At 46.3% G+C, this 12,082-nt stretch carries 12 protein-coding genes and 2 tRNA genes; all 14 read left to right on the plus strand.

All coding sequences use genetic code 11. The annotated features are described in order from the left end of the window. The first annotated feature begins 247 nt into the window (after positions 1-247). Complete coding sequence (locus B5D50_RS08945) at positions 248-502, plus strand: DUF4212 domain-containing protein (RefSeq protein WP_078922259.1); 255 nt, start codon at positions 248-250, stop codon at positions 500-502. A gap of 12 nt (positions 503-514) precedes the next feature. Beyond that, positions 515-2,419 carry a sodium:solute symporter family protein gene (locus B5D50_RS08950; protein ID WP_078922260.1) on the plus strand — a complete coding sequence of 635 codons (1,905 nt, stop codon included), beginning with the start codon at positions 515-517 and terminating at the stop codon, positions 2,417-2,419. 81 nt (positions 2,420-2,500) lie between these two features. Continuing rightward, positions 2,501-2,971, plus strand: coding sequence for a hypothetical protein (locus tag B5D50_RS08955; RefSeq protein WP_078922261.1), 471 nt, complete (start codon positions 2,501-2,503; stop codon positions 2,969-2,971). 52 nt (positions 2,972-3,023) lie between these two features. Then, positions 3,024-4,418 (plus strand): sodium:proton antiporter NhaD, encoded by a 1,395-nt coding sequence (gene nhaD / locus B5D50_RS08960; protein ID WP_078922262.1) that lies wholly within the window; start codon positions 3,024-3,026, stop codon positions 4,416-4,418. A 320-nt stretch (positions 4,419-4,738) separates the two neighbouring features. Then, positions 4,739-5,425: a response regulator gene (locus B5D50_RS08965; protein ID WP_078922263.1), complete on the plus strand. Its 687-nt coding sequence runs from the start codon at positions 4,739-4,741 to the stop codon at positions 5,423-5,425. An 82-nt stretch (positions 5,426-5,507) separates the two neighbouring features. Further along, positions 5,508-5,584 (plus strand) — tRNA-Arg (locus tag B5D50_RS08970). A gap of 72 nt (positions 5,585-5,656) precedes the next feature. Continuing rightward, a complete protein-coding gene (gene tpiA, locus B5D50_RS08975; protein ID WP_078922264.1) occupies positions 5,657-6,421 on the plus strand; it encodes a triose-phosphate isomerase in 765 nt (254 codons plus the stop codon). 21 nt (positions 6,422-6,442) lie between these two features. After that, positions 6,443-6,958: a preprotein translocase subunit SecG gene (gene secG, locus B5D50_RS08980; RefSeq protein ID WP_078922265.1), complete on the plus strand. Its 516-nt coding sequence runs from the start codon at positions 6,443-6,445 to the stop codon at positions 6,956-6,958. Positions 6,959-6,977: 19 nt separating this feature from the next. After that, a tRNA-Leu gene (locus B5D50_RS08985) sits at positions 6,978-7,063 on the plus strand. Positions 7,064-7,214: 151 nt separating this feature from the next. Beyond that, positions 7,215-8,468, plus strand: coding sequence for a tyrosine-type recombinase/integrase (locus tag B5D50_RS08990; protein ID WP_078922266.1), 1,254 nt, complete (start codon positions 7,215-7,217; stop codon positions 8,466-8,468). 98 nt (positions 8,469-8,566) lie between these two features. Next, positions 8,567-9,136 carry a hypothetical protein gene (locus tag B5D50_RS08995; RefSeq protein WP_078922267.1) on the plus strand — a complete coding sequence of 190 codons (570 nt, stop codon included), beginning with the start codon at positions 8,567-8,569 and terminating at the stop codon, positions 9,134-9,136. Positions 9,137-9,236: 100 nt separating this feature from the next. Continuing rightward, positions 9,237-9,527, plus strand: coding sequence for a helix-turn-helix transcriptional regulator (locus B5D50_RS09000; RefSeq protein WP_078922268.1), 291 nt, complete (start codon positions 9,237-9,239; stop codon positions 9,525-9,527). Positions 9,528-9,615: 88 nt separating this feature from the next. Beyond that, on the plus strand, positions 9,616-11,775 hold the full coding sequence (locus B5D50_RS09005; protein WP_078922269.1) for an AAA family ATPase: 2,160 nt from the start codon (positions 9,616-9,618) through the stop codon (positions 11,773-11,775). Further along, on the plus strand, positions 11,772-12,082 hold a 311-nt coding region (locus tag B5D50_RS09010), incomplete at its 3' end, for a hypothetical protein (RefSeq protein WP_143594306.1). The genes B5D50_RS09005 and B5D50_RS09010, both read left to right, overlap by 4 nt.

Genomic DNA, 12,082 nt, shown 5'->3' on the forward strand with positions numbered 1-12,082 from the left:
AGTTTCCCTTACCCTCGCGTCGAGGTGATTTCCTCGATAGCAGCCTAAAACTAAAAACGCCTGAATAAAACCAAACAGGCAATCAGTAGTCATTACTGAGCGTTAATGAAAGTTAACCCTAGCCCACAGCAGTTATTGATTTTATACAAGATCTGTTATCTCAAACGGCGCGAGTTGTGTGTGGATGACGGTTTTATATAGATACTTAGGTTAGTTGTTTTATCTTTTTAATGGAGGAGTACTATCGATGAAAGATGATATGTCTGCTTACTGGTCAGCGAATGTGCGTTTGCTGACTGTCTGCCTGGTCATCTGGTTTCTGGTGTCATTTGTGTTCGGTATCTTTTTAGTCGAACCCTTAAATGCCATCAAACTAGGCGGCTATAAACTAGGATTCTGGCTTGCTCAACAAGGCTCTATTTATACTTTCGTCATTTTGATTTTCTTCTATGCTTGGCGCATGGGGCAAATTGACCGTAAATTTGATGTGCATGAGCAGTAATAGGGGATCTAAATGACTGAACTTCAAATCTGGACTTATGCTGTCGTTGGCTTAAGTTTCGCCTTATATTTCTATATCGCTTTCAAAGCCCAAGCGGGTTCGACCAGTGAATTCTACGTTGCAGGGGGCGGTGTTCACCCCATCGCTAACGGTATGGCTACTGCCGCTGATTGGATGTCTGCCGCATCCTTTATCTCGATGGCAGGTATTATTGCCTTTAAAGGTTATGACGCCTCTGTTTACCTGATGGGTTGGACAGGTGGCTACGTATTAATGGCTATGCTACTTGCCCCTTACTTACGTAAGTTCGGTAAGTTCACCGTGCCTGAGTTCGTGGGTGATCGTTATTACTCAAAAACAGCACGGATCGTCGCGGTTATTTGCTTGGTCATCATTTCCTTGACTTATGTTGTCGGCCAAATGAAAGGAGTAGGTGTTACCTTCTCTCGTTTCTTAGGTGTGTCAATGGAAGTGGGCTTAGTGGTCGGTATGGTGATTGTATTCTTCTATTCTGCTTTCGGTGGAATGAAAGGGATCACTTATACTCAGATCGCTCAGTACGTGGTTTTGATTTTTGCTTATACCATTCCAGCTGTCTTCATTTCTCTGCAATTAACCGGTAATCCTTTGCCTCAGTTAGGTTTGGGCTCTCAGTTAGCAGATGGCAGTAATATGTATCTGTTAGATAAGCTCGATCAAGTGGTGACTGAGCTTGGCTTTAAGTCTTATACCGATAAACATGATTCCACGATCAATTTGTTCTTCTTGACGATGACTCTGATGATCGGTACTGCGGGCTTACCTCACGTTATTATTCGTTTCTTCACTGTACCTAAAGTTGCTGATGCACGTTCTTCTGCAGGTTGGGCGTTAATTTTCATCGCTATCCTTTACACGACCGCTCCTGCGATTGGTGCAATGGCGCGCTTGAATCTGATGAATACAGTACAAATCGGCCCAGTCGGTGCTGCTGACGGTAACTTAGTGATTGAAGAGCGTCCGCAATGGATGAAGAACTGGGAAGCGACTAAGTTAATCGCTTTCACTGATAAAAACGGTGACGGTCGCTTACAGTACTACAACGATGGTGCCTTAAGTAAAGCTCAAGCCGATTTTGCAGCCGCTGAAAAAGCCTTAGCCGATGCGACTGACAAGACTAAAGCTCAAGCAGCCTTCGACAAAGCTCAAGCCGCGTTGGATAAAGCGAACACTGATGCAGCAGCGTCTAAGTTCGCAGGCTATGGCTGGAAAGGTAATGAAATGACTAAGGTTGACAATGACATTATGGTCTTGGCTAACCCTGAAATTGCTAAATTACCGAACTGGGTTATCGCTTTAGTGGCAGCTGGTGGTATTGCAGCTGCTTTATCGACAGCGGCTGGCTTATTATTAGCGATTGCTTCAGCGATCTCGCATGACTTAATGAAGGGTATCTTTACTCCGAATATCTCTGAGAAAACTGAGTTAATGGCTTCACGGATTGCGATCACGATTGCGATCTTATTGGCCGGTTATATGGGGCTAAATCCACCCGGATTCGCCGCAGAAGTTGTCGCCTTGGCGTTTGGTCTAGCCGCTTCCTCGATCTTCCCTGTGTTGATGATGGGCATCTTCTCCAAGCGGGTTAATAATTATGGTGCTGTTTTAGGTATGCTTGCAGGTATCGGTACTACCTTAGTTTACATTTTCTGGTTCAAGGGCTGGTTCTTCGTAAAAGGTACGGAGATGGCGGCGAATGTTCCAGCTAACTGGTTCTTAGGTATTTCACCAGAAGCCTTCGGTACAGTCGGTGCTTTGGTTAACTTTGCAGTGGCTATTATTGTATCGCGGATGACTGCTCCACCACCTGCACATATTCAGGAATTAGTGGAAAGTGTTCGTATCCCTCGGGGTGCAGGCACAGCGATTGCTCACTAAGAGCAGTTAGTTAAGCTAGCTTGAAAAGGCTCCTCCGGGAGCCTTTTCTTTATGAGTTTTAGACAGAGGTTAAAGCCCATTATGTTTAAATGGTTTTTTGGTTTAAGTATCCATCTGCGCATTGCTATTTTGGTAGCGCCCGTTTTTGTAATCGGTGGCTATGGCTTAGCAGATTTATGGGCGACTAAGAATAATCCCGAACCTGCGGGCAAATTAAAAATGATCCCGATGGAATTAATCGGTCGTTGTGATTTGGCAACTGACTGCCAAGTCGGTAATGAAGCACTGAAAGTGAGTTTGAAATATAAACCAGCGAGCAAGAGTGAATTGATACGTATCGAATTAACCCCGAATGATCGGATTCGTGGAATGGAAATGTCTTTAGTTCGTGGTGATCAAGAAGAGCATATTGTGATTGAACCATTAAGAGGTGAAACCGTATGGTACGGTGAGTTTCCTCCTAGTGTCTTAGATCCTAAGCCCAATAAGATTCGCTTAGCGGTTGCTCAGTTTGGTAAGGTCTCTTATAGCGAGTTTCCTGTTCAGTTCTGATTTGTAAACGGTTAGCTAATTCAGTGTTGCCTGCTTGTTATTCGGAGGACTTATGCATTTATCCTTGTTGTTTGGTTGCTTATCCCTAGGGCTATTAGCATTTTTTCCTAGCTTAACGGTCGCTAGCACCTTTGAGCCACCTAATTTAACAAGCAGTGGTTTAGGCTTACTCTCTTTGCTGATTTTTATTATTGCTTATAGCCTAGTGATAGCAGAAGAGAAATTGCATTTACGTAAATCTAAACCTGTGATCGTTGCTGCGGGCATTATGTGGGTTTGTGTCGCACTGGCGTATCACCAGCTAGGCTTGACCGAGCAGGTTGCGGTGATTTTAGATCATAATCTCCTCGAATTCGGTAAATTGATGCTGTTCCTATTAGCAGCCATGACCTTTATTAATACAATGGATGAGCGTAAGGTCTTTGCCGCTTTGCGTAGTTGGTTAGTAGCTAAAGGCCTTTCTCTGTATTGGATTTTTTGGATTACAGGCTTGCTTGCCTTTTTTATTTCACCCGTTGCGGATAATCTCACGACCGCTTTATTAATGGCCGCTGTTTTAATCGCAGTCGCAGCAGATCGACCCAATTATATTGCAATGGGCTGTATTAATATTGTCGTGGCAGCGAATGCAGGTGGAGCTTGGAGTCCGTTTGGTGACATCACCACGCTTATGGTTTGGCAAGCTGGAATTGTGGAGTTCTCCCAGTTTTTTGCATTACTTGTTCCGTCTTTGGTTAATTGGTTCGTGCCTGCATTGATTATGTCATTCTTTTTAGATAAAGGGCATCCAGTCGCCACTACGGAAAGGGTCAAGATTAAGCAAGGTGGTTTAGTTGTGGTGGTATTATTCATCTTGACGATTGCAATGGCAGTGATTTTTCATAGCCAATTTCATTTACCTCCAGTACTGGGAATGATGACAGGTTTGGGTGTTTTGAAGGTGTATGGTTGGTATCTAAAGCAGCAACAGTCTAACCCAACTAATCCTGATGAAGAGGAGCCGGTTGGGCGGTTTGATATTTTTAATCAATTACAAAGAGCCGAATGGGATACGCTCATGTTCTTTTACGGCGTGATTCTCTGTGTCGGTGCCTTAGGTGCATTTGGGTATTTAGCTCTCGTGTCTGAGGTTTTATACAGTGTTAATCCAACCGTGGCGAATGTGATTATTGGCTTACTCTCAGCGGTGATTGATAACATTCCGGTTATGTTTGCAGTGCTCACCATGCAGCCAGATATGTCTTTAGGGCAATGGTTGTTAGTGACCTTGACGGCGGGTGTGGGTGGATCTTTGTTATCCATTGGTTCAGCAGCTGGCGTGGCATTAATGGGGCAGGCTCGTGGCTATTATACCTTTGCCTCCCATCTGAAATGGTCGTGGGCGGTAGCATTGGGGTATGCACTCAGTATTCTTGCACATTTATGGATCAATGCTGAGCTTTTGTAGCTCACTGCTAAATCAGCACCGAAAACGATGCACGGTGCTGGTTGGAGCGCAGCTGTAAATTTCTTCTCTCCTCTTTCTTCTATCCTCAATGAGAGGCTTCACCAGCTAGTCGCTTGTAGATCAACGAATCTATGCTAATCTCCCCCACGCTTGGCAGATTGCAAACAGCTAAGCGTGACCAACGAACGATTTCCTGTAGCCAGCCGTGGTATTTAACGACTATAGTACGGTTAAATTTTACCTCAGCTGATCAGTTAGATGGGTAAATGGGCTTTACCGTTGGAGTAACACCAAGGTAAATCAAGGGAGATGTGATTTTGATGGAAAATACATCGGTTTTGGTGGTTGAAGACGAGTATCGGATTCGACAGTTTCTGCGTGCAGCTTTGGAGGGTGAGGGCTGCAAGGTATTAGAAGCGCCAACCGTTGCTGCGGGCTTAGCGCTAGTCAGTGAGTATAAACCGGAGTTAGTGATTCTCGATTTAGGCCTGCCTGATGCAGATGGTCGTCAGTTTATTCGTAGTTTACGAGGCTGGTCGGATGTACCTATTATGGTGTTATCGGCACGCAATTTAGAGGCTGATAAGGTTAGTTTATTAGATGCAGGGGCCGATGATTATCTGGCTAAACCGTTTGGGGTGGCTGAATTATTAGCTCGTTTACGCGCTTTAAAGCGACGGCGTGCTCAGCGGCCTAATGATAATTCGGCCATTGTAAAATTTGGCGAAGTGATGGTCGATCAAGTTAATCGCTTAACTTTTCGTAATGGGGAGCAAGTGCATCTGACCCCACGTGAATACCATTTACTGACAATTATGCTTGCTCAACCGGGGAAGGTGCTGACGCAGCGCCAACTACTCCGTGAAGTTTGGGGGGCAGGGCATTCAGAAGATGGACATTATCTGCGGATCTATATCGGCCGTTTGCGCCAAAAACTGGAGGCTGATCCGTCTCAACCCCAGCATTTATTGACAGAAACCGGGGTTGGTTATCGTTTTTGCCAATAATTATTGACCTGTACTTAAATAAAAGCGGGTTAGTCAATAGACGTTGCCATCACAGTCCGGTATGATTTGCAGCTCTAATTATGCACCCTTAGCTCAGCTGGATAGAGCGTTGCCCTCCGGAGGCAAAGGTCAGAGGTTCGAATCCTCTAGGGTGCGCCATTGATTTAAGGATTGATTTCTAAGCAGAGTATCGGTAATCTTCCGCGCTCGCTGAGATTCAGAAGGAAGGTTATGAGACGCATTTTAGTCGCTGGTAACTGGAAGTTAAATGGCTCGAAAGCCAGTATTCAAAAGCTAGTTACAGGTATTGTCGCTGGCGCTGAAAATTTAACGGATGTTTCTATTGCTGTGTGTGCGCCTTATGTTTATCTGCCTTTTACTGCTGAGCTGCTTACGAAAAGCGTTGTTGGCTTAGGCGCGCAGGATGTGAGCGAGCAAGATAGTGGTGCTTATACGGGTGAAGTTTCTGCCTCTATGTTGCTAGAAACAGGCTGTAAATACGTGATTGTCGGGCATTCGGAGCGCCGTGCTTTATTCGGCGAGAAGGATATGGATACAGCACGTAAGTTTGCAGCAGCGCGTAAACAAGGTTTGATTCCGATTTTGTGTTTAGGCGAGTCCTTAGCTGAACGTGAAGCAGGTATGACTGAAGTGGTGGTAGCGCGGCAGTTAGATGCGGTGCTCGAACTTGAAGGCGTGCAAGCTTTAAATGATGCAGTGATTGCTTATGAGCCAGTGTGGGCGATTGGTACAGGTAAGACCGCGACGCCTGAGCAAGCACAAGCAGTTCATGCTTTTATTCGTCAGCGTCTAGCTGCATTGGATGCAGGTGTAGCGGCGAAAGTACAGATTTTATATGGCGGCAGCGTCAAGGGTTCAAATGCTGCTGAGCTATTTGCCATGCAAGACATTGATGGTGGCTTGATTGGTGGTGCCTCGCTAGATGCTCAAGAGTTTCTGACGATTTGTCAGGCTGGGCAAAATCAGCGAGACTGATGGTTTATTTAGAAGTTAAAGATGCTTTATAATATTTTATTAATTGTGCAAATCGTTGTTTCTGTTGCGATGATCGCGCTGATTTTAATGCAGCACGGCAAAGGCGCAGATGCAGGTGCAGCCTTTGGCAGTGGCGCTTCAGGTACTGTGTTTGGTTCACGGGGATCAGGTAACTTTTTAAGCCGCACGACAGCAATTTTGGCGACTGTTTTTTTCGTCAACTGTATTGCTTTGGCTTGGATTGTTTCCAATCGCACCACGAATCCTGCCACCAGTATTATGGATAGTGTGCCCGCGAGCACCGTTGCGCCGAAACTTGCTCCTGAAGTTCCTGCAGCACCAGCTAGCAGTGAAGTGCCTGCAGTGCCGACTCAGAATGCACCCGCAACTGAGTTACCAAAAACTGAAACAGCGCCTGCAGCAACACCTGCTGCCCAAGCTGAAGTACCCGCAGCAACGGCTGCCCCTGCTAAGCCTGCGGAAGCAACGCCAGCAGCAAGTGGTGAAGCGGCTACAACTGAACCTAAGAAACCTTAAATAAGGTTTCAACCCGATTGCCGTCGTGGTGGAATTGGTAGACACGCTACCTTGAGGTGGTAGTGACCCTAGGTCGTGCGAGTTCGAGTCTCGCCGTCGGCACCAAATTAAAATCTAGCTTAGTCTAGTGCATCCATAAAGCCTTGAATCTTAACGGATTCAGGGCTTTTTTATGTCTAGGGTCGTCTAATTTATCTATGACCGTCTAAACAAAACAGGTATATAAACAGGTATATGAACTGTGGAGCATATACCTATGGCGGTTAGTGTCTCAGATGTGAAACTGAAAAGCGCCAAGCCTGAAGCCAAACCTTATCGAATCCCAGTGGGTGAGAATGTGTACTTGGATGTACTTCCGAATGGACGCAAGGTCTGGCGGATGCGTTACCTCAAGCCACCTGAAAAGAAACCCGCTATCTATACTTTTGGGGACTATCCCGATATTCCTTTAAAAGCAATCAATGGTCTTGCGAAAACAGTCAAGGAACAGGTGAAGCAGGGCAGAGACCCCACGGCTTACCGTGAACAACAAAAAGCCAAGGCTGAAGCCGAGCACCAAGCCACGTTAAGAGCACAAGCTTATTCTTTCGAGACTATTGCTAGAGAGTGGCATCAGCATCGGCGCGATTCACTTCAACGTTGGAAGAGTGCAAAGAACGCTGCAAAGATTCTGCACATGCTGGAAGTGAACCTGTTCCCCGACTTAGGTGCATTGCATATTTCAGAAGTGACCGCGCCCTTATTGCTCGAAGTTATTCAAAAGGTCATCAATCGAGGTGCGATAGAAACCGCTAAAAAGCTGAATCGTTGGCTGAATGATATTTATCGGTATGCGGTGCTGAGAAAATTAGTGGCTCACAATGAAGCCGATAACCTCAAGGGAGAGATACCCGCGCCCCGTCGTAAGAACAACCCTTATCTAAAATCGGATGAAATCGGCGCATTCATTCGCCAAGTGGAAGCGGATACTGGGGGCGAAATCATCAAGCTGGCGATTCTACTCACCCTGCATTGTTTAACCCGCACTCAAGAAACCCGTTTTGCTCAATGGTCTGAGTTCGACCTAGAAGCCAAACTTTGGAATATTCCAGCGGAACGCATGAAGATGAAGCGAGCGCACACTATCCCACTGACTCCACCAGTTTTAGCACTCTTGGAGCGCTTGAGGCCGTTTACTAGGCATCAGTCTTATTTATTTTGGAATAGCTCCATAGGCAAGCCCTTTTCAGAGAATGCCATGTTGCAAGTGCTATACCGCTTAGGGTTCAAGGGTAAGCTCACGATTCACGGCTTAAGGGCGACGGGTTCAACCGTTTTGAATGATGCACGATTTGATAAAGACATCATCGAAGCCGCCCTTGCACACAAAGAAGAGAACTCGATTCGTGGGGCTTATAACCATGCAGAGTACCTAGAAATACGTCGCCAGATGATGCACTGGTGGAGTGATTACCTCGACGGGGTGGAGCAGGGGGCGCACATTATCCCGATACGTCAAAAAGCGCTATAATTTCACTGGCACGCCTAGCCCGACGGGGCGAACCCCGGACACCTTTCACCGGATGGCGTGCAGATTCTGAAAGGGCTACTAATAGAAAGGGGTAGTGAATGGGTGATGAAATAGAGTCAATGCAGGCTGTGGGGTGTTACCAGTCGTGGGTTGATCACATTGAACAAGAATTAAAAAACGATTACTTAATAAGTTTTGAAGAGTTATCCGTATGGATAAATGCGAAATTGAATGGAAGTGGCTATATGAACCCGCCAGACCTCATGCGTATTGAAAGGGAGTTGAGGCGATTTTCTGGCAAGAAAGAACTGAAGGAAATAGCGGGTGAGGTAAAGATTAATAAAAAGCTAGATAGGGTATTGATAAAGCACTTTAAGATAGTACCCACCTATCGTTCATATAAGGCAGAACAAGTAGCGCCTATTCGTTCATCTGGAGCTGAATCAGTAGACTTTGCTCCTATAAAGGGTAATAAGAAATCTATGCAGGAATGGATTAAGCATGTTATTACCACAGAAAAGGGGCTTTCTTTGGATAGTTTAATGCCTGCTGGCTTACAGCAGGAGTTAATTAACCGTGCAACGGGGGCTTATAGTTATAAGGATGGAACAGCGGTTAAAAATGCGTGGGCTGCTTTAGGTTTGAAATCTGCCCACAAAACCACATAAAACACCATTAACACCATCAAAAACACCATTTCCACCCATATTAAACACCATTCAAGCCGTCGCATAGTACCTCTGTCTAATACATACAGAGGTTCTATAAATGCCAACAGATGTACTTCAAACCCGCGACCAACGCCAAGCGGCAAAGTTGCAATTCAATAAGATAGCGGCTGAAAACTTCCCACAAGTCGGCAATGTCCGTGCTAATCAATGCGCGGCTTATTTAGGAATTGGTTTATCCACGTTCTGGCTATACGTCGAGCAAGGCCGAATTAAATCACCCACTAAATACGGTGTTCGTGTTTCGGTTTGGGATGCGGCTTATATTCACCAGCTGCGAGAAACAGGCATTCCATCTGCACCGAAAAAAGCGGCAGGGAAGGCCGTCTAATGAACAAAAAAAAGGCCACCCCATTACAGAGCGGCCCACAAAAACACAGCATTAATTATGCCAGAGTAGCGACGCTAGGGGTAACGCCATGAGCTTAGCAATCGAAGCACCTAGCGCTATGTTAATAGATGCGCTCGCCTATACGCGGCGAGGCTGGCCTGTATTCCCGCTGAGGCATCATTTAAAGAAACCCGCCACCAAAAACGGCTTTAAGGACGCGACCACGGATCAAGCACAAATCAGCCAATGGTTTGAAAGTAGTACTTTCAATCTCGGCATTGCGACAGGGGACGGCTTAGCGGTGTTGGATATTGACCGCAAAGGCGGGAAAGATGGTCTGCAGGTTATTCAAAGCCTTGAATCTATCCACGGTGCATTACCCGATACTTACAAAGTTAGTACACCCTCTGGCGGTGAACATTGGTTCTTCAGTTATCCCTCTTATTTAAAAATCCAGAGCAATGCAAATCTCTTCAAGGAGCACGGCGAAGGCTTCGATATTCGAGCAGATGGGGGCTATGTAGTCGCATCCCCAAGCCACACAGAAGCCAGCTTAGATACTACAGGCCGCACCTATACGGGGGATTATCAAGCTATTAATTGCTTAGCAGTGGCAGCCTTACCCTCTGCATGGCTTGAGCTACTCACCACTAAAGAACGTTCACCCGCGCCACCCCGCACCCAAGCTATAGCCGCGAATGATCAACTGAGCGAAGTACAGGACGCTTTGTTGTATATCCCTAATGAGGATTATGACTTATGGGTCAGTATTGGGAAGGCCTGTTATTCCTTGGGTAATGCAGGCTTTAGCTTGTGGGATACATGGAGCAGGGGGAGTAGTAAGTACAATCAAGCTGAAATGCCTGCTAAGTGGCAAAGTTTCAGCAGTGGCGCTCAGTACCAAGCGGCGTTTATCTTTGATACAGCGGCGCGGTATGGCTGGAACAATCCCAAAAAGGGCAAGCGTGATAATTTAGTAGGGCTTGCTAACTTTGGGCGCGTCGCTATTCAATCCAGCGAGGCTCATTCAGAGGGCAAAACAGTACGGACGGATAAGCCGTTTTTTATGTCGGCATCCGAGTTGATAGCTAATCCTCAGCCGATTGCTTGGCTAATCAAAGATGTGATGGAGCAAGATAGTACTATTATGCTCTTTGGTAAGTCAGGTGATGGAAAAAGCTTTATGGCCTTATCAATGGCCTGCTCCATTGCTTCGGGGCTGGATTGGTACGGGCATCCTGTGGAGCAAGGAACCGTTGCTTATATTGCAGGGGAGGGCATGAACGGCATTAAACGGCGCTTGGCTGCATGGTATCAGGATAAGGGGGTAGCGTTAGGCAATGGGCTTTATGTGGCACGCCATGCATTGGTATTACCTGAAGAAGTTGATCTGTTGATTCACTATTTAAGGAATATGCCCACGCTCAGGCTGGTGGTACTAGATACCGTTCAAAGAACAATCGGCGGTGATGAAAATAATACTAAGGATGCATCTAGCTATATCCGTGCTTTGGATGCTATTAGAGAAGCCTTGCCGGGTGTATCTGTGATGATAGTTCATCATTCAGGGCATAACGCCGATGATCGGGCGCGGGGGAGTGTTGTTTTCAAGGCTTCAACTGATTTGGAAATGAGGACAACCCGAGATGCTGAGAACAGGCTGGTACTCAGTTGCACCAAGGCTAAGGAAGCCGAGCCGTTTGAGCCAATGGCTTTCCAGTTTTTTACCGTGGGATTGTTGGGCTGGGGTGATGCAGATAATCCCGTCAAGTCGGCGGTGCTGCATCCATTAGAAACGGTTCCACCCACACCAAAGCAAGAAGACTGGCGCAAAAAAATAAGAGGAGGCAATCAAACAACGGCTATGACCATTCTGGAAACGATGGCCTCCGCTTCAGATACCGGATGGGTGGAGCTGGATGGTTGGGTAAAAGAAACTCTGTCTCAGACGGGCATCAAAAAAACAAGCCGTTTCCATAATGAAGTATCTGCCAAGCTAGAAGACAAAGGGTTCATTAAGATAGACGAGGGGCATGTCTGCCTATTGGTGGGTAAATATGCGCGGGAAGAATTGAGGGAAGAACAGGGCAGAAATGGGAAGAATTGGGAAGAATTGGAAAATCAGGTATCTGAAGAACGGGCAGAATTGGGCAGAGATGTATATATACATCTGCCAATTCTGCCCTCTTCTACCCAAGAAAACGAATTCTGCCCTGAACCTGAGTATGAAGAGGTTATAGGACTATGAAGCCTGCATTACTGGAAGAGTTCTATCATGCAGGGCTTGAACTGTTCCTCCAAGACGGGCAGTTGATGGCAGGTGTACGAAAAGGCTGCACGCCCTCGCCTGAAGTGCTTGCTCAAGCCAAGGCGATGAAAGCCGAAATTATGGCGGCCTTTCAGAAGCCCAAGTATCCCTCTATCTGGGACGTGACGATTCAAACGAAGGGCAAGGTGCAAACGATGATCGTGATCGACCCGCTGCATGAGGATGAAGCCACTTTCAAGCGTGAGTTGGTGGAGCGCTTTGGTGAACAACGATTAGTGATGATGAA

The sequence above is a fragment of the Thiothrix eikelboomii genome, from assembly GCF_900167255.1.
GTDB classification, from domain to species: domain Bacteria; phylum Pseudomonadota; class Gammaproteobacteria; order Thiotrichales; family Thiotrichaceae; genus Thiolinea; species Thiolinea eikelboomii.